Genomic DNA, 21,343 nt, shown 5'->3' on the forward strand with positions numbered 1-21,343 from the left:
TTAAACGCATCAAATCAACATGATGGTCCAACCGCGCACAGGTCTCATCATACCGCGCTCACGAATTTTCGACTCGATCGGCGTGGGCCCACCGAAGGCCCTCGCATCCGGTCCTCTCCCCCCTTGTGGGGGAGAGACGGAGAGAGCGGTCACTCCGGAAGACTCCGCAAGTGCAAGAGTTCGAGGACAGGTCGTATACCCCTCTCCCTCTCCCTCTCCCTCTCCCTCCCCCACGAGGGGAGAGGGGACGTCGGAGCACCGACCTTCGAAACCGAACCGCCCGGAAAACGGTCAGAACTTCGCAAGACTGGTATCAGGGCTCATTGCCAGACACTCCCCGACGAGGTCCGCGCTCCCGAACGACAGAAGCCGTCATCCCCGGCGAGCGAAGCGAGGGAAGGGGATCCAATGGCCTTTCAACGGGTTGAGAGGCCGATGGATCCCCTTCCCCTCCGCTTTGCTCCGGCCGGGGATGACGGCCGAGTGCGTGAGCATCGGGCGGGACAACCGATCTCAGCGGATGACCCGGGCGCCCTTGCCCTTCATGATCGCCTCGACCTCCTTGACGTTGACCATCGAGGTATCGCCGGGGGTGGTCATGGCGAGGGCGCCGTGGGCGGCGCCGTATTCCACCGCGGCCTGCGGGCCCTTGTCCATCAGGAAGCCGTAGGCGAGGCCCGAGGCGAAGCCGTCGCCGCCGCCGACGCGGTCGTAGATCTCGAGGTTCTCGCGCATCGGCGCCTCGTAGAAGGCGCCGCCGGCCCAGAGGATGGCGCCCCAGTCGTTGACCGACGCGGTCTTGGCGTTGCGGAGCGTGGTGGCCGCCACCTTGAAGTTCGGATAGGCCGCGACCGCGGTTTCGATCATCTTCTTGAAGTTGGCCGGGTCGATCTTGGAGATGTGCTCGTCGAGGCCTTCGACCTCGAAGCCGAGACAGGCGGTGAAGTCCTCCTCGTTGCCGAGCATGACGTCGACGTGGTGGGCGATCTCGCGATTGACCCGCTGCGCCGCGTCCTTGCCGCCCTGGCTCTTCCACAGCTGGCCACGGTAGTTGAGGTCGTAGGAGACGATGGTGCCGTACTTCTTGGCCGCGGTGACCGCCTCGATCACCACCTCGGAGGTGTTGGGGGCGAGCGCGGCGAAGATGCCGCCGGTGTGGAACCAGCGGACGCCCTCTTCCCCGAAGAGCCTGTCCCAGTCCACTTCGCCGGGCCTGATCTGCGAGGCGGCGGAGTGGCCGCGGTCGTTGCAGCCGAGCGCGGCGCGCGGACCGTAGCCCTTCTCGGTGAAGTTCAGGCCGACGCGGGTGTTGCGGCCGATGCCGTCGAACTCGCGCCAGATGATGTGGGAGGTGTCGACCCCGCCTTGGCAGATCAGGTCTTCGACCAGCCAACCGACGTCGTTGATCGGCAGCGCGGTGACGACCGACGAGCGTTTGCCCCAGCATTTGCGCATGGCGCGGGCGACGTTGTACTCGCCGCCGCCTTCCCACACCTGGAAGGTGCGGGTGGTACGCACCCGGCCGAAGCCGGGGTCGAGGCGCAGCATCACCTCGCCGAGCGAGACACAGTCCCACTTGCACTCTTCCGGCTTGCGGATGGTCAGGATCTCGCTCATCTCACTTCCCCCGAATGGTGCGGATCATCGCGATGGTGTCGCGGACCTTCTTCTCGATGCCGGCGAAGTCCCTGGCGTCGAGCATCTCCTTGGTGATCAGCTTCGAGCCCATGCCGGCGCAGACGATGCCGGCCTTGAACCACTTGGTGAGCGATTCCTCGGTCGGATCGACGCCGCCGGTCGGCATGATCTTGGTCCACGGGCAGGGGCCGAGCATGTTCTTGACGAAATCCGGACCGCCGACCGACGAGCCGGGGAAGATCTTGACGATCTCGACGCCCAGCTCTTCGGCGTAGCCGATCTCGGTCGCCGAGCCGCAGCCGGGCGAATAGGGGATCTTGCGGCGGTTGCAGACCTTGGCGACGTCGGGATTGAGGAGCGGGCCGACGACGAACTTGGCGCCGTTGGCGATGTAGATCCCGGCGGTCGGCGCATCGACCACCGAACCGACGCCCATGATCACCGAGGGGTCGGCGGCCGCGAAGTGACGGGCGACCTCGAGGAAGACGTGGGGCGCGAAGTCGCCGCGGTTGGTGAACTCGATCGCCTTGGCGCCACCGTCGGCGCAGGCCTGGATGACGTTCTTACAGAGCTCGACATCGGGATGATAGAAGACCGGGATCACGCCCTGGTCGATCATCGCCGCCAATACCGACATGCGGTCGTGTCTCATCGCGGACATCCTCTTTCTTGCGGTCTTTTCGACGGAGATCTCACCGACCGTCGGGCGCGGCCGTCGTCGACGGCGCCACGGGTGTGCGGACGCATCCTCGCGCCCACCGTCGTCGGAACCATGCGCATGGTCCCACTCGATCGGCTACCTGTCAACCTATCAGATAGGTTGTTCGGGTCGTGGATTTCTGGCACTCTTCGGCCATGACGGCCTTCGATCTCACCCCGCTCGAGCACGGCTCGCTCACCGAACGCACGGTCGAAGTGTTGCTCGACCGGATCGTGACGCGCGGCCTCGAACCGGGCACCTCGCTGCCCTCGGTGGCGGTGTTGGCGGAGAGCCTGGGGGTGAGCCGACCGGTGGTGCGCGAGGCGCTCAATGCCCTGAAGGCGCTCGGCATCATCGACATCGCCAACGGCAAGAAGGCGGTGATCCGCGATCTCGACGGCGAGGTGCTCAGGATCTTCTTCCGCCGCGCTCTGCAGATCGTCGACGACTCGGTGCGCGAGGTGATGGAGGTCCGGACCGGCATCGAGATCCGCGCCGCGGCGCTCGCCGCCCGCAACCGCAGCGATCTCCACCTCGCGGTGCTGAAGGCGCTGGTCGGTCGGATGGAGGCGGCGGTCGACGAGGCCGCGGCCTTCGCCCGACACGACTCCGCCTTCCATCTCGCCATCGCCGAGGCGAGCGGCAACCGGCTGATCTTCCACGTGGTCGAATCGCTCGAGGCGGCGCTGCGCAACGCCTCCTATCAGGGCGTGCGGGCGATCACCGAACACGGCCGCGTCCACGACGTCATCGACGAACATCGCGCCATCGTCGCGGCGATCGAGGATCGCGACGAGGCGCGCGCGGCGGCGCTGATGCACGACCACATCGCCGCGGCGATGACGCGGATGGGAATCGCCGCCTGAAGCGCGCGCCGGGCGGGTCACAGCACCGCGCCGATGTGCCAGGGGACGAATTCGTCGTCGCCGTAGCCGAAGGCTTCGCTCTTCGTCTTCTCGCCCGAGGCGACCGCCAGGATGCGGGCGTAGATCTCGGCGCCGACGTCGTCGACGCTGACCACGCCGTCGAGGATGCGGCCGGCGTCGATGTCCATGTCCTCGGCCATGCGGCGAGCGAGATCGGAGTTCGACGCCACTTTGATCGACGGGGTCGGCCGACAGCCGAAGCAGGAGCCGCGGCCGGTGGTGAAGACCACGACATTGGCGCCGCCGGCGACCTGCCCGGTCGCCGAGACCGGGTCGTAGCCGGGGGTGTCCATGAAGACGAGGCCGCGGGCCGTCACCTTCTCGGCGTAGCGCACCACATCGACCAGCCGACTGCGGCCACCCTTGGCGACGGCACCGAGCGACTTCTCGAGGATGGTGGTCAACCCGCCGCGCTTGTTGCCGGGGGACGGATTGTTGTCGAGCGAGGCACCGGTCGAGGCGACATAGGCCTTCCACCAGTCGAGCCGAGCCTGGAGTTTGGCCGCGATCTCGGGTTCGGCGCGGGCGGTCAGGAGATGTTCGGCGCCGTAGATCTCCGGCGTCTCGGAGAGGATCGCCGTGCCGCCGGCGGCGGCGAGGCGATCCATCGCCGCGCCCAGCGCCGGGTTGGCGGTGATGCCGGAGAAGCCGTCGGAGCCGCCGCACTGCAGGCCGACCACGAGTTCCGAGGCCGGCACCTCCTCGCGGATCGCCCGCGACGCGGCTTCGGCCATGGGCGCGAGCAGCGTCAGCGCCTTTTCGACCGCCGAGCGCGAGCCGCCGACGTCCTGGATGTCGAAGCCGGTGATCGCCGCGCCGGGCCCCGCCTTGGCGTAGAGGGCGATCTGGTTGACCTCGCAGCCCAGCCCGATCAACAGCGATGCCGCGAAGTTCGGGTGTGCCAGATAGCCGGCGAGGGTGCGCCGGAGGATCGCCGGGCCGTCGCCGCCGGTCGACATGCCACAGCCCTGGCCGTGGACGATCGGCACGAAGCCGTCGATGCCGGGCCATCGCGGCAGAAGGGTGCGGTTCGCCTCCTCGGCGATGCGGCGAACGACGGTGACCGAGCAGTTCACCGAGGCGACGATGCCGATGAAGTTGCGGGTGCCGACGCGGCGGTCGGCGCGGCGGTAGCCGCGGAAGGTGGCGGGGCCGGGATCGGGCAGCGGACGGGCGGTCTGGGCGACGGCGCGGCGCTCGGTCCCGGAGGCGAAACCGAGGTTCTCGGAGTGGACGTGGGCGCCGGCGGCGATGTCGGCGAGCGCCTCGCCGATCGGTTGGGCATATTTCATCACCGCCGTTCCGCGGGCGATCGGCTTCAGCGCCACCTTGTGGCCGGCGGGGACGGGCTCGACGGCGACGACTTTCGCGGTGACGGCGTCGCCGGGCGAGAGCGCGCGGATCGCCACGCCCACGTCGTCGTCGGCGGCCAGCACCACCACGCCCGGCGCAGTCATCCCGCGGTCTCCTTCACCGTCGCCTCGACCGTCGCTTTGGCGCCGAGGCGATAGAGCCGGTCGAGCGCCGACTCGACGGCGCTCGTGAAGCGCCGGTCGGCGGGCAGGTCGGCGCCGAAGATCTCGCCGACGCCGACGAGCGCCGGGGCGAGACGGGAAGCGACCGGTCCGGCGGCATCGGCGATGGCGCGCAGGCGCGCGGCCAACGGATCGCGCACGTCGATCGCCGCGCCCTTCTCGTCGACGCCGGTGACGTAGCGCATCCAGGCGGCGACGCCGAGGGCGGCACGATCGATCGGGAGGCCGGCGTTCAGCCGGTCGCGGATGGTGCCGAGCAGGCGCTGCGGCAGCTTCTGCGACCCGTCCATGGCGATCTGCCAGGTGCGGTGCTTCAGCGCCGGATTGCGGAAGCGGGCGAGGAGATCGGCGCGATAGATCGCGAGATCGGTCGCGAGCGGAGGCAGCGTCGGGGCGCTCTCGTGGGCCATCAGCCCTTCGATCAGCGCGGCGAGCGCCGGCTCGCCCATGGCGGCGGCGACGGTCTCGTGGCCCATCAGATAGCCGAGATAGGCGAGCGTCGAGTGCGAGCCGTTGAGCATGCGCAGCTTCATCAACTCGTAGGGGGCGACATCGGCCACGAACTCGACACCGACCGTCTCCCAGGCGGGACGCCCGAGGGAGAAGTCGTCCTCGACCACCCATTGGGTGAAGGGCTCGGTCATGATCGGCCAGGCATCCTCGAGGCCGAGCGCTGCGGCGACCGCCGCCCGATCGGCGTCGGTGGTCGCCGGCACGATGCGGTCGACCATGGTGGAGGGGAAGCGCACCTCGCCGGCGACCCAGCGGCCGAGATCGGCATCGGCGAGTTCGGCGAAACGGCGGACGAGGCCGCCGAGGGTGTGGCCGTTCGACGGGAGATTGTCGCAGGCGAGCACCGTGAACGGGCGGAGCCCGGCGGCGCGGCGGGCCTTCAGGCCGGCGACGATCACCCCGAGGGTGGTCTTCGGCCGATCGAGGTTTTCGAGATCGTGGCGGATGTCGGGGTCGTCTTCGCGCAGGCGGCCGGTCGCCGGGTCGTGGCTGTAGCCCTTCTCGGTGACGGTGGTGGAGACGATGCGCACCCCCGGCTCGGCGAGGCGGCGGACGAGGAGGGCGGGATCCTCCGGCGCCACCATCAGTCCGGTCGAAGCGCCGATCACCCGGCGGCGGGCGCCGGAGCCGTCGACGGCGGAAACGGTGTAGAGCCCGTCCTGCGGCGCCAACGCATCGCGCGTGTCGGGGGAGCGCAGGGAGACGCCGAGGATGCCCCAGGCGGGATCCTGCGCCAGGATCGCGTCGGTGTAGACCGCCTGATGGGCGCGGTGGAAGGCGCCGATGCCGAGATGGACGATGCCGGTGGCGAGGGTCCTCCGGTCGTAGCCGAACCGCTCCACCGAGGCGGGAAGACGATCGAGGGTGGCTTGGCAGAGACGATCCATGATGTGTCCCGAAGGTGGTGCGACCGCCGGATCCGTCGGACCGGCGGGGCCGAGAGGTCGAGCGCTCCGCGAGCCGCGGAGCGCCGGAGCCTCAGGTGTTCGACCGCTTGGCGCGGGCGACGATCTGGGTCGGGTTGACGAAGCGCAGGGCGATGATCAGCCAGACCAGCGTCGTCACCATGTAGATGACGGCCATGGCGTCGATCGACTGGACGGCGCGGACGCCGGCGGCGAAGACGGCATAGTAGAGCGCCACCACCAGGGTCTGCGAGCCGGGACCGGCGACCAGGAAGGTCAGTTCGAACATGGCGATGGTCCTGACCAGTACCAGCAGCAGCGCGGCGAGAACGCCCGGCAACAGGATCGGCACCAGCACGTAGATGAAGACCTTCAGCGTATTGGCGCCGAAGACGCGGGCGGCGGACTCGATGCGCGGGTCGATCTGTTCGATGAAGGGGATCATCACCAGCACGACGAAGGGCACCGTCGGCACCAGATTGGCCAGGATGACGCCGGCGAGCGAGCCACCGAGACCGGATTTGTAGAGCACGGTGGCGAGCGGGATGCCGTAGGTCACCGGCGGGACCAGCAGCGGCAGCAGGAGAAGCAGGAGGACCGCCTTCTTGCCGGGGAAGTCGCGACGCGCCAGCGCATAGGCCGCCGGCACGCCGAACAGGCCGGCGAGCGCCACCACCGAGCCGACCACCTGGAAGGTGACCCACAGCACGTCGCCGAGTTGGAACTCGTCCCAGGCGGCGAAGTACCACTTGGTGGTGAAGCCGGCGGGCAGCCACGTGCCGAGCCAACGGGTGGCGAAGGACGAGGTCACGACCGAGCCGATGAGGCCGGCGAGGTTGAGGACGAAGAAGCCGACCAGCACCCAGATGGCGGCGGCCCACAGGCGGGTGGAGAGCGGGGTTCGAGACACGATCATGGCCGCCTCCTCAACCCTTGGCCGCGGCGACGGGGCCGCGATAGAGCAGGGTGCGTCCACCGAGCACGACCACCACGACCATGAGCTGGACGGCGCCCATGATCATCGCGATCGCCGAGGCGAGCGAGTAGTCGTATTCCTCGAAGGCGGCCTGATAGGCGGCGATCGAGATGACCCGCGTCGTATTGGCCGGGTCACCGACCAGCACCGCCGAGGGCAGTACCGAGAAGGCCTGGACGAAGCTCAGGCAGAAGGTGATGGCCAGCCCCGGCAGCAACAGCGGCAGGAAGATCTCGCGGAACCGCGCCGCCGGCGAGGCGCCGAGCGTGGCCGCCGCCTGTTCGAGCGAGGGATCGATGCCGGTGACGTAGGACAGCGTCAAGAGGAAGGTGAAGGGGAAGATGGCGATCACCAGCGACAGGAACACGCCCCAGTAGGTGTGCACCACGTGCAGCGGCTGAGAGATCACCCCGAGCCACATCAGGGTGCGGGTGAGCCAGCCCTGCGGTCCGAAGTAGAACAGCATGCCTTCGGCGATCAGCACGGTGCCGAGGGTGATCGGCAGAACCAGGATGGTGGTGAGGAGGCGCTGGCGCTTCATCAGCCGCACCCGAAAGGCGATCGGCACGGCGAGGAAGAGATTGAGCAACGTCACCGGCAGGGCGAGGCGCAACGTCGTCCAGATCGTCTTGGACAGGAAGGGCTCGGTGAAGAAGCGCTGGTAGTTGGTGAGCGCGGCGCCGCCGTTCTTGGGCTGGAACGACAGCCACAGGCCGTAGAAGAACGGGTAGACGAAGAGGGCGATCGCCAGGAGCACGCAGGGGACGACGAGCAGCGTCACGCCGTCGAGACCGCGGATCCTGAGGCGTTGGGCGAGCGTCGGGCCGCTATCGCGGGCGGCGGAAGAGGCGGCGGTCACGGCTTCTCCTCCGGATAGACGAGCACGCGATCGGGATCGGCGCCGAGACGGACGAGATCGCCAACCGGGTGGGCGGAGGGGGCGGAGAAGAACACCTCGAGGCCGCCGGCGGTGCGGGCGAGGCCGTGGTACTCGCGGCCGCGATACTCGATGGTCTCGATCGTCGCCGGGATGCCCGACGCCGCGTCGGTCGGCGCGAGGTCGTCGGGGCGCGCCATGGCGATGCCGACGGCGCCGTCGCGCACGCCGTCGCGGGCGTGGCCGATCAGGCGGGCGCCGTCGCCGACGTCGAGGGTGACGAGGTCGCCGTCGCGGGCGATCACCTTGCCGGGCACGCGGTTGCGGAAGCCCATGAAGTCGGCGACGTCGAGATGGGCGGGCGAGGCGTAGAGCTCGGCCGGCGTGCCGACCTGACGGATGACGCCCTCGCGGATGACGACGATGCGGTCGGCCAGCGACAGCGCCTCTTCCTGGTCGTGGGTGACGTAGATGGTGGTCGAGCCGAGCGACTGATGGATGCGGCGGATCTCGCCGCGCATCTCGAGGCGCAGCTTGGCGTCGAGGTTGGAGAGCGGCTCGTCCATCAACACCAGCGGCGGCTCGATGACGATGGCGCGGGCGATGGCGACGCGCTGCTGCTGACCGCCGGAGAGCTGGCCGGGCAGCTTGTCGGCCTGACTGGACAGCCGCACGGTGGCCAGCACCGCGTCGACGCGCGCGGCGATCTCCGCCTTGGGCACGCCGCGCATCTTGAGGCCGAAGCCGACGTTCCGGCGCACGCTCATGTGCGGGAACAGGGCGTAGTTCTGGAACACCATGCCGAAGCCGCGTTCCTCCGGCCGCAGCGTGTCGATGCGGGTGTCGTCGAGCATGATGCGGCCGCCGGTGACGTCGAGCAGGCCGGCGATGCAGTTGAGTGCCGTGGTCTTGCCGCAACCGGAGGGGCCGAGGAGAGCGATGAACTCGCCGCGACGGATGGTCAGGTTCAGGCCTTTCAGGGCGTTGAACGTGCCGAAGTCACGGCTCATGTCCTCGAGGCGAAGGGTTTCGAACTTCGTCGTCGCGACGGTCATGGTGGGCACTCGGCTCCGATGATGGCGGCCGTGGAGCGGAACCGGCCGCGCGAGTGGGGCTCCCCCGCGGCCGCGGGTCCGCGGGGGAGCAGCGAGAGGGTGAGGCGGCGGGGCGACGCCGATCACTTACCCTTGCGCGATCCGACTTCCTCGTCCCACTTGCGGAACGCGGCGACCATCTTGTCCGCCGGCAGCGGCAGGACGGTCGGATTGTCGGCGATGAGCTTGTCGTAGGCGGGACGGCCGAATTCCTTCAGCGCGTCCTGGCTCTCCTTCGGCGCCATCGACAACGGCACGTTCTTCACCGCCGGGCCGGGATAGAAGTAGCCCTCGTCGTAGGCGTAGGCCTGCTGTTCGGGCATCAGCAGGAAGTTCATGAGGTCGAGCACGACCGCGAGCTTCTCCGGCTTCACGCCCTTGGGGATGCACATGTAGTGGGCATCGGTGACCCACTTGAAGCCCTTGACGGCGAAGACTTCCGCCGACTTCGGCACGACGCCGAGGACGCGCGGATTGATGTCCCAGCCGGTGGTCGAGGCGATCATGTCGACCGAGCCTTCGCCGAGCGCCTTCATCGTCGGCGTGGTGCCGGTCGGATAGCTCTCGATGGTCTCGCCGAGTTCCTTCAGATAGGCCCAGGTCTTGTCCCAGCCCTTGATCGGATCCATCGGATCGGCATCGCCGAGGATGTAGGGCAGGCCCATCAAGAAGGTGCGGCCGGGGCCGGAGTTGGCCGGCCGGGCATACATGAAGCGCTTCGGATTGGCCTTGGCCCAGGCGAGGAGTTCCTCGGCGGTCTTCGGCACGGTCTTCACCCGTTCCGGCGCATATTCGAAGAGCGGGCCGGAGGGGTAGTAGGTGACGACGACGCCCTGGCCCTGGGCGAGGCTCTGCATGGCCCAGGCCGGCGGCAGATAGATGTCCTGCAGCTTCGGCAGGTCGGCGGCATGCGCCGGCATCAGCTCGACCCACAGCTTCTGATCGATGCCGGCGGCCAGCGCGTCGGTGCCGGTGAGCACCAGATCGATGTCGACCGAATTGGCGTCCTGCTGGGCCTTGAGCTTGCCGGGCAGTTCGGGCGCCGGCGCCTTGGAGAAGGTGATCCTAGAGACCCAGTCGGGCTTGGCCTTGCGGTAGTTGTCGATCGCCTTCTGGGTCAGGGCCAGATTGCCGGCGACGTCGACGACGTTGAGGGTGACGGGCGAGGCGGGCTTCGCCAGGGCCGCGAACACGGGGGCGCCGCTCGCCGCCAGACCGGCGAGACCGCCGGTGGCCACGAGGAAGCTGCGTCGAGACAGCGAATGATCGGACATGAGGCTCTCCCTATTGTTTTCGTCTTCATCGTCCGCCGCTGTCGACGCCCGGCGGATGAGCGTTGGTCGGCCTCGGCGCGCGTCGCGCCGGGGCGCGCCGTCACAGCCGATAGGCCGCTGCGGCGAGATCGTGCGCCAGTTCGCGAGCGAGATCGAGCGCCTCGTCCTCGTCGAGCCGGTGGGTGACGACGAGTTCGGCGAGGAAGCCGCAGTCGATGCGGCGCGACACGTCGTGGCGAGCCGGGATCGAGGGGAAGGCGCGGGTGTCGTCGTTGAAGCCGACGGTGTTGTAGAAGCCGGCGGTCTCGGTCACCTGCTCGCGATAGCGCCGCATGCCCTCGGGGCTGTCGTGGAACCACCACGCCGGGCCGAGCCTGAGGATCGGATAGTGGCCGGCGAGCGGCGCCAGTTCGCGCGAATAGGTGGTCTCGTCGAGGGTGAAGAGGATCACCGAGAGGCCGCGTTCGTTGCCGAAGCGGTCGAGCAGCGGCTTCAGCGCGCCGACATAGTCGGTGCGGGTGGGGATGTCGGCGCCCTTGTCGGAGCCGAAGGCCTCGAAGAGGGCGGCGTTGTGATTGCGCCAGGCACCGGGGTGGATCTGCATGACGAGCCCGTCGTCGAGACTCATCTTCGCCATCTCGGTCAGCATCTGGGCGCGGAACAGCTCGGCCTCGGCCGGGCTCGCGGCGCCGCGGCGGACCTTGGTCCACAGCGCCTCGGCCTCGACCTTCGACAGGTCGGCGGTGGCCGCGGTCGGGTGGCCGTGGTCGGTGGAGGTGGCGCCCCTCGCCTTGAAGAAGGCGCGGCGGCGGCGATGCGCCTCGAGGTAGCTCTCGAAGGTGCCGATGTCGACGTCGGCGATCGCCGCGAACCGATCGAGGTTGTCGAGGAAACCACGGGCTTCCGGGTCGACCACCGGGTCGGGGCGATAGGCGGTGATCACCCGTCCCTTCCAACCGGAGGCGCGGATGGCGGCGTGATGGGCAAGATCGTCGAGCGGGCTCTCGGTGGTGGCGAGAACCTCGATGTTCATCCGTTCGAAGAGGGCGCGGGGACGGAACTCCGGCTGCTTCAGGCAGTCGTCGATGCGGTCGTAGAGCCGGTCGGCGTTCTCGGCCGAAGGCGCCTCGGTGATACCGAACAGGGTCTCGAAGGCGTGGGAGAGCCACATTCGCGACGGGGTGCCGCGGAAGAGCTTCCAGTTCGAGCAGAACAGCCGCCAGATCCTGCGGCCGTCGGTCTCGACCGGGCCGCCGTCGCGGCGTGGTACGCCGAGATCCTCGAGGCGGACACCCTGGCTCATCAACATGCGGAAGACGTAGTGGTCGGGCACGACGAAGAGGGTCGCCGGGTCGGCGAAGGGCTCGTCGGTGGCGAACCATCGCGGATCGGTGTGGCCGTGCGGAGAGACGATCGGCAGGTCGCGGACGCGCTCGTAGAGCCGGCGGGCGACGGCCCTCGTCGCGGGATCTGCGGGGAACAGGCGGTCGGGATGAAGCATCTCGGAGGCGTCTTTTTCTCGCTGGATCGGCGGTCGGGCGCGGACCCGGCGGGGCGGGTCCTTCGATCGATATGAAGACTAGTATGGAAGTTTTTCCTTCGCAAGGGAAAACTCGTGTGATAGTCTGTGAATCATGGACCTCGTCACCCTCCCCGAGATGGCCACGTCAGCCGAACCGATCGCCCGTCGATTGGTGGACTGGTTGCGTCACGCCATCGTGACGATGCGGATCCGGCCCGGTGAGAAGCTCTCCGAGCAGGATCTGGCGCGGCGCTTCGGCGTGTCGCGGCAGCCGGTGCGCGAGGCTTTCATCAAGCTGGCCGAATCGGGGCTGGTGCGGGTGCTGCCGCAGCGCGGCACCATGGTGGTGAAGATCTCGATCGAGGCGGTCGAGGATGCTCGATTCATCCGCGAGGCGATCGAGTGCGCGGTGGCGCGCGAGGCGGCGCGACGCGGCGACGCTCGGGCCCTGGCCGACGTCAGGGCCTGCCTCGAAGATGCCGCCGAGGCGATGGCGGGCGGCGACACGGAGCGCTTCTTCGCCCTCGACGAAGAATTCCATCAGCGCCTCGCCGCGGCGGCGGGGCGACCCAACTCCTGGCGCGTGGTGGAGGAGCAGAAGGCGCAGATGGATCGCGTCCGCTACCTCGACATGAGCGACGCCATCCCGATGAAGACGGTGATGGCGCAGCATCTCGCCATCCTCGCGGCGGTCGACGGCGGTGACGAGCGCGCGGCGGAGACCGCCATGCGCGTGCATCTGACCGAGATCCTCGTCTCCTTGCCGAAGATCGCGGCCCGCTGGCCGGACCTCTTCGAGGGACACGCCGAAGCCGGCGATGCCGGCGTCGCGCGGCGCGCCGCCGGCGGCTGATATCGGCACAGCGCGGTTTCCCCCTTCGATCGAAATGGTTGCGAACGACTCCCGACGACGGGATCTCGACGACGGGGCGACGTCGACGGGTCGACGACCGCGCTCTATCCTCCTGCGCGAGACCGACGCACGGCGCGACGACGTCCCCTCCTCGAACCGGTGAGCCGCGATGGACGAGACCTTCCCCGAGGCGACGAACGATGCCTCCGCACCGCCGCCGCTCGATCCGGTGATCGCCGAGATCCTGCGGGAAGCGGCGGCACTGCCCCGCCTCGATCCGGCGACGACGCCGCTCGACCGGCAACGCCGCGCGGTGGAGATGGCGGCGGCGGCGTGGAACGATCCGCCTCTCCCTTGCGCGCGGGTCGAGACGCTCGCCGTGCCGACCCCGTGGGGCGCGATGCGGGCGCGGCTCTTCGCCCCCGAGGGCGCGCCGGCGGACGGGGCCATCCTCTACGCCCACGGCGGCGGATGGACCTTCGGGTCGGTCGACACCCACGACGGGCTCACGCGCCGGTTGGCGTCGGCGAGCCGGCGTCCGGTGCTGTCGATCGATTACCGGCTGGCGCCGGAGCACCCCTTCCCCGCCCCGGTCGAGGATGCGGCGGCTGCCTTCGCCTTCCTCGAGGCGGGCGGCATCGGTGTGCCGATCGCGGCGTCGCGGATCACCGTCGCCGGCGATTCCGCCGGGGCACAGACGGTTCTGGCGTTGCTCCTCGTGCGGCGCGAGGCGGGTCTGCCGAACCCGGCCGCGGGCCTCATCTTCTACGGCTGCCTGGCGCCCGACTTCGATACGGCGAGCCACCGCGCCTTCGGGCGCGACGAGAACTTCCTGCTCTCCACCGAGCGGATGCGCTGGTACTGGGCGAACCACTTGGGGGGGCGCGCCGGCGATCCCGGTCTCGCGGCGCCGCTTCGCGCCGATCTCCACGGCCTCGCGCCACTCTTCCTCGACGCGGCGAGCCACGATTGTCTCAGGGACGACACGCTGCGTCTCGCGGCGAAACTCGCGGCGATCGGCGCCCCGCATCGGCTTCGAGTGACATCGGGCGTCGTGCACGGCTACCTGCGTTTCGCCAAGCGCCTCCCCGCCGCGATGGAGACGCTCGCCGCGGCGGCGGCGTTCCTCGACGAGGTGACGTCGCGGTGATGGCGCTGCGGCGCGATGCGATGGGGCCGGTAGGGCGGAAAGAGCGCAGCGAATCGCACCGGCGACCCGAGTGGTGGCGTGCGGCGTTCCCTTCGGGCTCGGCCGGTGGAATTCGCTGCGCTCTTTCTACCCCAAGCAGGTGAGGCGCGCGCCACGCCGCCTCACTTCTCCTCGGGCACCATGGCGATGGCGCCGCAGGGGCATTCCTGGGCGCAGACGCCACAGCCCTTGCAGTATTCGTAGTCGAACTCGAAGCCGCGGCCGGGGCCGAGCTTCTTCACCGCGTTGTCGGGGCAGACGCCGTAGCAGTTGTCGCATTCGAAGCAGTTGCCGCAGGAGAGGCAGCGGCGGGCTTCGAAGAGCGCATTGGTCTCGTCGAGGCCCTGGACGACCTCCTCGAAGGTGGAGGTGCGGCGGGCGATTTCGAGAACCGGGCGCACCGTCGCCGGGGCTTCGCCGTAGTACCACGGGTTGAGCTTGTCGAAGCCGGCGAGCTCGTGGCGCGGACCCGGGTCCCAGGTCTCGCCGCGCAGCCAGGCGTCGATGTGGCGCGCCGCCTGTTTGCCGTGGCCGACGCCGACCGTGACGGTGCGCTCCGACGGCACCATGTCGCCGCCGGCGAAGATGCCGGGCGCACCGGTCATCATGTCCGGGCCGACCTGGACGACACCCTTCTGGATCTCGAGCCCCGGCACCCCTTCGAGCAGCGACAGATCGACGTCCTGACCGAGCGCGAGTACGACCGAATCCGCCTCGAGCGTCTCGATCTCACCGGTCGGCTGCGGGAACCCCTTGTCGTCGAGTGCCATCTTCTCGACGGTGATGGAGCCGGCCTCGACGTTCTTGATCGTCGACAGCCACTTCATCATCACGCCTTCTTCGAGCGCCTCTTCGACCTCGAAGTCGTGCGCCGGCATGTGGTCGCGGGTGCGGCGATAGACGATGAGGGCCTCTTCGGCACCGAGACGCTTGGCGGTGCGGGCGACGTCGATGGCGGTGTTGCCGCCGCCGTAGACGACGACGCGGCGACCGAGCAGCGGCTTGTCCTCACCCTCCATCGAGCGCAGCACCTGCACCGCGTCGAGCACCTTGGCCGCCTCGCCGGCGGGGATGTAGGCGCGCTTGGCGATGTGGGCGCCGACAGCCAGGAAGGCGGCGTCGAAACCACCCTCGCGCATGGCGGCGAGGATGTCGTCGACCTTGGCGTCGTAGACGATCTCCACCCCCATGGCGACGATGCGCGCCACCTCGCCGTCGAGCACGTCGCGCGGCAGGCGATACTTCGGGATGCCGAAGCGCATCATGCCGCCGGGCAGCGGCCCGGCTTCGCGGATGGTGACGGCGTGGCCGAAGCGGCGCAGGTGGTAGGCGGCGGACAGGCCCGAGGGGCCGGCGCCGATGACCAGCACCTTCTTGCCCGTCTCCTCGGCCGGCTTGTCGAAGGCCCAACCCTTCTCCAGCGCCAGATCGCCGAGGAAACGCTCGACCGAGTTGATGCCGACCGAAGCGTCGATCGCCTTGCGATTACAGGCGTTCTCGCAGGGGTGATAGCAGACGCGGCCCATGATGGCGGGCAGCGGATTGTTGACGGTCAGTGCCCGCCAGGCGCCCTCGTAGTCGCCGGCCTCGGCCTTGGCGAGCCAGCCCTGGATGTCCTCGCCGGCGGGACAGGCGTCGTTGCACGGCGGCAGGCGGTGGACGTATTCCGGCCGGATGCTGCGCCAGGAGCCGGTGCGGTTGGCGAGCGACGAGCCGGGGTCGAGCGTGATGGCGAAGGGGTGGGCCATGGGTGTCCTCCGTCAGCCGCTGGTCTCGTCGTCGCCGACGAGCCCGTATTCCTCGATGTTGGCGTCGCACATCGCCTGCAGGCGGGTGACGCGCGGATCTTCGTGCCCGTCTCGGAAGAGATGGGCGAAGCGTTTCTGCAGGCGCAGATAGTCGGTCACCGGGCGCGGCTTGCGGATCTTGCGGACCCGCGTGACCTTGCCGTGCTCGGCCTCGAAGATCGGATAGAAGCCGGTCTCGACGGCGAGCCGCGCCAGACGGATGGTGTCGTGCGAGGCGGCGCCCCAGCCGAGCGGACAGGGCACGTCGATCTGCAGATAGCGGGCGCCGCGGATCGACATCGCCTTGGCGACCTTGCGCTCGAGATCGTGGAGATCGGCGACGGTCGCGGTGGCGACGTAGGGGATGCGGTGGGCGACCGCGATGCGGGGCACGAACTTACCCGTCCCGAAGACGTTGCCGGGCTCGTCGCCGGCCGCCGGCGTGGTCGCGGTGCGGGCGGCGGGCGGCGTCGCGGAGGAACGCTGCACGCCGGTGTTCATGTAGCCTTCGTTGTCGTAGCAGATGTAGAGCACGTCGTCGTTGCGCTCGAACATGCCCGACAGGCACTGGAAACCGATGTCGGTGGTACCGCCGTCACCGCCCTGGGCGACGACGCGGACCTCCTTCTTGCCCTTGACCCTGAGCGCCGCCGCGACGCCGGTGGCGACCGCCGCGGCATTGCCGAAGAGCGAGTGCATCCACGGCAGCTGCCAGGACGTCTCGGGATAGGGCGTGGTGAAGACCTCGAGGCAGCCGGTGGCGTTGACGGCGATCAGCTTGCCGTTGGTGGCGCGCATCGCCGCGTCGAGGGCATAGCGGGCGCCGAGCGCTTCGCCGCAGCCCTGACAGGCGCGGTGGCCGCAGGTCAGCGCGTTGGAGCGCTCCTCGGAGGCCTGGACGGTGCGGGCATCGGCGTCGACGAGGCGGTTGCCGACGGTGAAGGTGCCCTTCTGGTAGTAGCGCAGCTTCTGGGCGTCGTCCGGCCCGGCGCTCTCGGGGGTGAATTCGGCCATGGTTCAGAGCCTCCCCTTCTCGGCGCTGTCGCGCTCTTCGGCCGCCAGTTGGCGCAGCAGCGCTTCGGCGGTGGGGCCGGAGCGACGGGTCTTGGCGGAGCGGTGGATCTCGCGGCCGACGACGCGGACGTTGAGGTCGAGGAACTGGGTGCCCTCCCAGGGCTGCACCACCGCCTCGCGGAAGAGCCGATGGAGCGACGCCTTGAGAATCGGCCGACCGCCGAGGCCGGCGACCGCCGAATGCAGCTGTGGTGCATGCGGCAGATTGCGCAGCGCCTCGTCGACGTCGATGGCGAGCGGTCCGCCCATGCCGACCGAGATCGCCTTCTCCACGACGACGATGTCCTTGGCGCCGGCGAGCGCATTCCTCAGCGCGGCGGAGGGGAAGGGCCGGTAGGAGACGATGGTGACGAGGCCGATCGGGTAGCCCTCGTCGCGCATCTCGTCGATCGTGTCCTTGATGGTGCCGCAGACCGAGCCCATGGCGACGACGATGGTCTCGGCGTCCTGGGTGCGATAGGTGCGGACGAGGCCGCCGGAGTCGCGTCCGAAACGGGTGCGGTACTCGCCGGCGACCTTGGTGATCAACCGGAGCGCCTGGGTCTGCTTGTAGTGGGCGAGGTACTTCACCTCGGTGAAGGCCTCGGGGCCGACCATGGCGCCGATCGAGGCGGGCTCGTCGGGATCGAGCACCTGGACCGGCTCGTAGGACGGCAGGAAGGCGTCGACGTTGTCCTGGTCGGGGATGTCGACCCGCTCCACCGCATGGGTGAGGATGAAGCCGTCGACGTTGACCATCACCGGCATCGACAGTTCCTCGGCGATGCGGAAGGCCTGGATGTGGAGATCGACCGCCTCCTGGTTGGTCTCGGCGAAGAGCTGGAGCCAGCCGGCGTCGCGCACCGCCATGGCGTCGGAATGGTCGTTCCAGATGTTGATCGGCGCACCGATGGCGCGGTTGCCGAGCGTCATGACGATCGGCAGGCCGAGGCCGGCGGCGTTGTAGACCGCTTCCATCATGAACAGCAGGCCCTGCGAGGCGGTGGCGGTGTAGGCGCGTGCACCGGCGGCCGAGGCGCCGATGGCCACCGACAGGGCGGCGAACTCGCTCTCGACGTTGATGAACTCGCAATTCGTGAGGCTGCCGTCCTTCACCAGGTCACCGAGGCCCTCGACGATGTGGGTCTGCGGCGTGATCGGATAGGCGCAGATCACCTCGGGGCGACACAGGGCGATGCCTTCGGCCATCGCCTTGGAGCCTTCGATCTGTTTCAGCATCGACGTCTTCCTCAGAGAGTGGCGGCGTGGTCGCCGACGCCGGCGGCGTGTTCGGTGGCGACGACGTGGACGTGGGCTTCTTCCGCCGCGGCGATGTTGACGGCGCCGATGCGGCCCGGGAAAGCCTCCTCGATGGCGTGGCGGACGCTGTCGAAGCGGACGAGTTCGGTCAGCGCGGCGAAGGCGCCGAGGAGGGCGGCGTTGGGCAGGGGTCGGCCGACATGGCGCTTGGCGATGTCGCTCGCCGGCACCGTCACCGCATGGCCGGGCGGCAGGCGGCGGGCGACCTCCTCGATCTCCAGTTCGGCGAAGCTCTTGTGGCTGTTGACGATGAGGAAGCCCTTCGGCTTCAGGCCGGCGAAGACGTCGACCACCTTGAACAGGGTCGGATCCTGGACGATCAGGCAATCCGGCTCGGTGACCGGTTCGCGCAGGCGGATCTCGCGGTCGGCGATGCGGCAGAAGGCGACGACGGGCGCACCGGTGCGCTCCGAGCCGAAGCTCGGAAAGGCCTGGGCGTGGCGCCCCTCCTGGAACGCTGCGACCGACAACATCTCGGCGGCGGTCACCACACCTTGACCACCACGTCCGTGGACGCGGACTTCGAACATGGAACGGTTTCCTCCGGTGTTCTTCGGAATCGGCGCATTTCGACGCGCGACACCTTCGTCCTCACGACAGTCCGAGACATTGAGATTTCTCAACGGCGGTTACCGTGCGATCCCTTGATCCACGAGAGAAATGTCGCGTTCGCGATGCGAACACCCCTCCGCCCGCGGCTTTCGCCGCGCGACGATTCGGGGTCGAACACGGCCGTCGGCGAATCTCCCGCATTTTCGATGGTATCCGATCGGCTCGGTCTGGACAGGCGTCTTTCACCGTGTACGTTTTCGAACGAAGTGTTCGCCATACGGACGAAGCCATGCCCGCCCGCATCGAGACCGTCGCCTCCTTCGCCAAGGGGCTCGACGTCATCCGCTCCTTCGGCGTCGACGCACGCCGCCAGACGATCACCGAGGTCGCGGCGCGAACGGGCATGACCCGTGCCGGCGCCCGTCGCTTCCTGCACACCCTGGTGGAGGAGGGCTACGCGCGCTCCGACGGCAAGCACTTCGAACTCACCGCCCGCGTCCTCGAACTCGGCAACGCCTACATCTCCGGCATGACCGAACTCGAGACGGTGCGCGACATCCTGCAGGATCTGACGCGGGAGCTCGGCGAATCGGCCTCGGCCGCCACTCTCGACGGACCGGACATCATCTATGTCGCCCGCTCGCCGGCGCGCCACCGGCTGATGACCATCGGCCTCGCCGTCGGCACCCGCCTGCCCGCCCACGCCACCTCGATGGGACAGGCGATCCTGGCGCAACTGAGCCAGAACGAATTCGACCGGTTCATGAAGGAATCGAAGCTCGAGAAGCTCACCGAGCGGACGCTGACCAGCCGCGAGGCGCTGCGCGCTCGGCTCGCCGAGATCCGCGAGCAGGGCTATGCGGTGGTGTCGGAGGAACTCGAGGTCGGCGTACGCTCGATCGCCGTCGCCATCCCGGGCCGACCGGCCAACGCGCGGCTCGCGATCAACATCTCGGCCCAGGCCGGCCGCATCGGCTCGCAAGAAATGGTGGCGACCTTCCTGCCGCATCTGAAGCGGGCGGCGGCCCAGATCGCCATGGGCGCGGCGCGCTGACCGGCGCCGCGACCTCCTCGCATCACCCAGGACTCACGAAGTCTCGAACGGGCCGAAACTCCGTGAGTTCGGTTTCATACCCGTTCCAACGCCACCGCGATGCCCTGGCCGACGCCGATGCACATGGTGGAGAGCGACCAGCGCCCGCCGACGAGGCCGAGTTCGAGCGCCGCGGTGCCGGTGATGCGGGCCCCCGACATGCCGAGCGGATGGCCCAGCGCGATGGCGCCGCCGTTGCGGTTGACCCGCGGATCGTCGTCGGCGATGCCGAGATCGCGCAGGGTGGCGAGGCCCTGGGCGGCGAAGGCCTCGTTGAGCTCGATCACCGCGAGATCGTCGGCGGTGAGCCCGAGGCGGGCGAGGAGCTTCTTCGACGCCGGCGCCGGTCCGATCCCCATGATGCGCGGCGGCACGCCGGCGGTGGCGCCGCCGGCGACGCGGGCGATCGGGGTGAGGCCGTGCTTCGCCGCCGCCGCCTCGGAGGCGACGATCAGCGCGGCGGCGCCGTCGTTGACGCCCGATGCGTTGCCGGCGGTGACCGAACCGCCCTTGCGGAACGGCGTCGGCAGGCCGGCGAGCACGTCCAGAGTGGTGGCGCGCGGGTGCTCGTCACGGTCGACGACGATCGGATCTCCCTTGCGGCGGGGGATGACGACGGGGACGATCTCGCGGCCGAAGCGGCCGTTTGCTTGCGCGGCGGCGGCCTTTTCCTGCGAGCGTAGGGCGAAGAGGTCCTGATCGGTGCGGGAGATCGAGAAATCGTCGGCGACGTTCTCGGCGGTCTCGGGCATCGAATCGATGCCGTACTGCGCCTTCATCACGGGATTGACGAAGCGCCAACCGATGGTGGTGTCGTGGATCTCGGCGGCGCGCGAGAAGGGGCTCTCCGCCTTGGGCATCACGAAGGGGGCGCGCGACATGCTCTCGACGCCGCCGGCGATCATCAGATCGGCCTCGCCGGCGCGGATGGCGCGGGCCGCCATGATCACCGCGTCCATGCCGGAGCCGCAGAGGCGGTTGACCGTCGTCCCCGAGACGGAGATCGGCAGGCCGGCGAGCAGCGAACACATGCGCGCGACGTTGCGGTTGTCCTCGCCCGCCTGATTGGCGCAGCCGTAGATCACGTCGTCGACCGCGGCGAAGTCGAGGCCGGGATGGCGATCGAGCAACGCCTTCAGCGGCACCGCGCCGAGATCGTCGGTGCGGACGCCGGAGAGCGCGCCGCCGTAGCGTCCGATCGGTGTGCGGACGTAGTCGCAGATGAAGGCCTCGGCCATGCCGCCCTCTCCCCTTTCGCCCCTCGGTCGGCGCGTCCGCGAGGCGAAGCGCTCGCAGACGGGCCGTCGTCGGTCTCGGGGCCGTCCGCCCCGCTCGCCGCGATCATTCCGATCGACCGGGGGTTCGACAACGACGATGTTCGAATTTCGGCCGGTTGTTCGACATGCGTACGTACGGATCATGCGGCTCCGGATCCGAGGCGGCGAGCCGGCGCGGCGCGGCGCGGCGGCGCGGCGGCATAGCGGCCCGGCGGCTGGGCGGCTGACTAGGACTGGAACTAGGACGGCGCTGAATAAC

The 21,343-nt window shown here is 69.1% G+C and carries 18 protein-coding genes; 4 read left to right on the top strand and 14 right to left on the bottom strand.

Annotated features, from left to right (window positions below):
• Window positions 1-513: 513 nt before the first annotated feature.
• Both V7Q42_RS18840 and V7Q42_RS18845 read right to left on the bottom strand, forming a co-directional pair.
• The gene (locus tag V7Q42_RS18840; protein ID WP_333825720.1) at window positions 514-1,617 is read right to left on the bottom strand and encodes a sugar kinase; all 1,104 of its coding nucleotides are present in this window, start codon (window positions 1,615-1,617) and stop codon (window positions 514-516) included.
• A 1-nt stretch (window position 1,618) separates the two neighbouring features.
• Entirely contained in the window at window positions 1,619-2,299 is a 681-nt protein-coding gene (locus tag V7Q42_RS18845) for a bifunctional 4-hydroxy-2-oxoglutarate aldolase/2-dehydro-3-deoxy-phosphogluconate aldolase (protein ID WP_333825722.1), read from the bottom strand.
• A gap of 194 nt (window positions 2,300-2,493) precedes the next feature.
• Between V7Q42_RS18845 and V7Q42_RS18850 the strand changes: the two genes are divergently transcribed.
• Window positions 2,494-3,204, top strand: coding sequence for a FadR/GntR family transcriptional regulator (locus tag V7Q42_RS18850; RefSeq protein ID WP_333825723.1), 711 nt, complete (start codon window positions 2,494-2,496; stop codon window positions 3,202-3,204).
• Between the two features lie 17 nt (window positions 3,205-3,221).
• On the opposite strand, the gene V7Q42_RS18855 is transcribed toward V7Q42_RS18850, so the two are convergent.
• The 7 genes from V7Q42_RS18855 to uxaC all read right to left on the bottom strand — a co-directional run bounded on the left by V7Q42_RS18855 (window position 3,222) and on the right by uxaC (window position 11,939).
• Window positions 3,222-4,721 carry a UxaA family hydrolase gene (locus V7Q42_RS18855; RefSeq protein ID WP_333825725.1) on the bottom strand — a complete coding sequence of 500 codons (1,500 nt, stop codon included), beginning with the start codon at window positions 4,719-4,721 and terminating at the stop codon, window positions 3,222-3,224.
• Window positions 4,718-6,199, bottom strand: a complete 1,482-nt coding sequence (locus V7Q42_RS18860; RefSeq protein WP_333825727.1) for a mannitol dehydrogenase family protein — start codon at window positions 6,197-6,199, stop codon at window positions 4,718-4,720. Before V7Q42_RS18860 ends, V7Q42_RS18855 begins: the two co-directional genes overlap by 4 nt.
• A 91-nt stretch (window positions 6,200-6,290) precedes the next feature.
• Window positions 6,291-7,130, bottom strand: coding sequence for an ABC transporter permease (locus V7Q42_RS18865; protein WP_442958237.1), 840 nt, complete (start codon window positions 7,128-7,130; stop codon window positions 6,291-6,293).
• 13 nt (window positions 7,131-7,143) lie between these two features.
• Window positions 7,144-8,052 (bottom strand): ABC transporter permease, encoded by a 909-nt coding sequence (locus V7Q42_RS18870; RefSeq protein WP_333825729.1) that lies wholly within the window; start codon window positions 8,050-8,052, stop codon window positions 7,144-7,146.
• Window positions 8,049-9,125 (bottom strand): ABC transporter ATP-binding protein, encoded by a 1,077-nt coding sequence (locus V7Q42_RS18875; protein ID WP_333825730.1) that lies wholly within the window; start codon window positions 9,123-9,125, stop codon window positions 8,049-8,051. Before V7Q42_RS18875 ends, V7Q42_RS18870 begins: the two co-directional genes overlap by 4 nt.
• A 122-nt stretch (window positions 9,126-9,247) precedes the next feature.
• Window positions 9,248-10,438, bottom strand: a complete 1,191-nt coding sequence (locus V7Q42_RS18880) for an extracellular solute-binding protein (protein ID WP_333825731.1) — start codon at window positions 10,436-10,438, stop codon at window positions 9,248-9,250.
• 100 nt (window positions 10,439-10,538) lie between these two features.
• On the bottom strand, window positions 10,539-11,939 hold the full coding sequence (gene uxaC / locus V7Q42_RS18885) for a glucuronate isomerase (RefSeq protein WP_333825733.1): 1,401 nt from the start codon (window positions 11,937-11,939) through the stop codon (window positions 10,539-10,541).
• A 133-nt stretch (window positions 11,940-12,072) separates the two neighbouring features.
• On the opposite strand from uxaC, the gene V7Q42_RS18890 reads away from it, so the two are divergent.
• Together V7Q42_RS18890 and V7Q42_RS18895 are read left to right on the top strand one after the other, a co-directional pair.
• Window positions 12,073-12,813 carry a GntR family transcriptional regulator gene (locus V7Q42_RS18890; protein ID WP_333825734.1) on the top strand — a complete coding sequence of 247 codons (741 nt, stop codon included), beginning with the start codon at window positions 12,073-12,075 and terminating at the stop codon, window positions 12,811-12,813.
• A 169-nt stretch (window positions 12,814-12,982) separates the two neighbouring features.
• On the top strand, window positions 12,983-13,963 hold the full coding sequence (locus V7Q42_RS18895) for an alpha/beta hydrolase (protein WP_333825735.1): 981 nt from the start codon (window positions 12,983-12,985) through the stop codon (window positions 13,961-13,963).
• A gap of 161 nt (window positions 13,964-14,124) precedes the next feature.
• Here the strand turns inward: V7Q42_RS18895 and V7Q42_RS18900 are convergent, their stop codons facing one another.
• Genes V7Q42_RS18900 through V7Q42_RS18915 form a run of 4 tightly spaced genes read right to left on the bottom strand, consistent with a single transcriptional unit; the run spans window position 14,125 to window position 18,692 of the window.
• Window positions 14,125-15,750 (bottom strand): NAD(P)-binding protein, encoded by a 1,626-nt coding sequence (locus V7Q42_RS18900; protein WP_333825736.1) that lies wholly within the window; start codon window positions 15,748-15,750, stop codon window positions 14,125-14,127.
• A gap of 12 nt (window positions 15,751-15,762) precedes the next feature.
• Complete coding sequence (locus V7Q42_RS18905; protein WP_333825737.1) at window positions 15,763-16,803, bottom strand: thiamine pyrophosphate-dependent enzyme; 1,041 nt, start codon at window positions 16,801-16,803, stop codon at window positions 15,763-15,765.
• Between the two features lie 3 nt (window positions 16,804-16,806).
• Window positions 16,807-18,081 (bottom strand): pyruvate ferredoxin oxidoreductase, encoded by a 1,275-nt coding sequence (porA, locus tag V7Q42_RS18910; RefSeq protein WP_333825740.1) that lies wholly within the window; start codon window positions 18,079-18,081, stop codon window positions 16,807-16,809.
• 11 nt (window positions 18,082-18,092) lie between these two features.
• A complete protein-coding gene (locus V7Q42_RS18915; protein WP_333825741.1) occupies window positions 18,093-18,692 on the bottom strand; it encodes a 2-oxoacid:acceptor oxidoreductase family protein in 600 nt (199 codons plus the stop codon).
• A gap of 311 nt (window positions 18,693-19,003) precedes the next feature.
• Here V7Q42_RS18915 and V7Q42_RS18920 point away from each other — a divergent pair, with 311 nt between their 5' ends.
• Window positions 19,004-19,768, top strand: coding sequence for an IclR family transcriptional regulator domain-containing protein (locus V7Q42_RS18920; protein WP_333825743.1), 765 nt, complete (start codon window positions 19,004-19,006; stop codon window positions 19,766-19,768).
• Window positions 19,769-19,842: 74 nt separating this feature from the next.
• On the opposite strand, the gene pcaF is transcribed toward V7Q42_RS18920, so the two are convergent.
• On the bottom strand, window positions 19,843-21,045 hold the full coding sequence (gene pcaF, locus V7Q42_RS18925; RefSeq protein WP_333825744.1) for a 3-oxoadipyl-CoA thiolase: 1,203 nt from the start codon (window positions 21,043-21,045) through the stop codon (window positions 19,843-19,845).
• Window positions 21,046-21,343 lie beyond the last annotated feature (298 nt).

The organism is Pinisolibacter sp. (genome assembly GCF_036782435.1).
Lineage (GTDB): Bacteria > Pseudomonadota > Alphaproteobacteria > Rhizobiales > Ancalomicrobiaceae > CALBKH01.

Coding starts and splice junctions, on each gene's coding strand:
- V7Q42_RS18840 (WP_333825720.1), bottom strand. CDS start 1,617: ATGAGCGAGATCCTGACCATCCGCAAGCCGGAAGAGTGCAAGTGGGAC.
- V7Q42_RS18845 (WP_333825722.1), bottom strand. CDS start 2,299: ATGTCCGCGATGAGACACGACCGCATGTCGGTATTGGCGGCGATGATC.
- V7Q42_RS18850 (WP_333825723.1), top strand. CDS start 2,494: ATGACGGCCTTCGATCTCACCCCGCTCGAGCACGGCTCGCTCACCGAA.
- V7Q42_RS18855 (WP_333825725.1), bottom strand. CDS start 4,721: ATGACTGCGCCGGGCGTGGTGGTGCTGGCCGCCGACGACGACGTGGGC.
- V7Q42_RS18860 (WP_333825727.1), bottom strand. CDS start 6,199: ATGGATCGTCTCTGCCAAGCCACCCTCGATCGTCTTCCCGCCTCGGTG.
- V7Q42_RS18875 (WP_333825730.1), bottom strand. CDS start 9,125: ATGACCGTCGCGACGACGAAGTTCGAAACCCTTCGCCTCGAGGACATG.
- V7Q42_RS18880 (WP_333825731.1), bottom strand. CDS start 10,438: ATGTCCGATCATTCGCTGTCTCGACGCAGCTTCCTCGTGGCCACCGGC.
- uxaC (WP_333825733.1), bottom strand. CDS start 11,939: ATGCTTCATCCCGACCGCCTGTTCCCCGCAGATCCCGCGACGAGGGCC.
- V7Q42_RS18890 (WP_333825734.1), top strand. CDS start 12,073: ATGGACCTCGTCACCCTCCCCGAGATGGCCACGTCAGCCGAACCGATC.
- V7Q42_RS18895 (WP_333825735.1), top strand. CDS start 12,983: ATGGACGAGACCTTCCCCGAGGCGACGAACGATGCCTCCGCACCGCCG.
- V7Q42_RS18900 (WP_333825736.1), bottom strand. CDS start 15,750: ATGGCCCACCCCTTCGCCATCACGCTCGACCCCGGCTCGTCGCTCGCC.
- V7Q42_RS18905 (WP_333825737.1), bottom strand. CDS start 16,803: ATGGCCGAATTCACCCCCGAGAGCGCCGGGCCGGACGACGCCCAGAAG.
- porA (WP_333825740.1), bottom strand. CDS start 18,081: ATGCTGAAACAGATCGAAGGCTCCAAGGCGATGGCCGAAGGCATCGCC.
- V7Q42_RS18915 (WP_333825741.1), bottom strand. CDS start 18,692: ATGTTCGAAGTCCGCGTCCACGGACGTGGTGGTCAAGGTGTGGTGACC.
- V7Q42_RS18920 (WP_333825743.1), top strand. CDS start 19,004: ATGCCCGCCCGCATCGAGACCGTCGCCTCCTTCGCCAAGGGGCTCGAC.
- pcaF (WP_333825744.1), bottom strand. CDS start 21,045: ATGGCCGAGGCCTTCATCTGCGACTACGTCCGCACACCGATCGGACGC.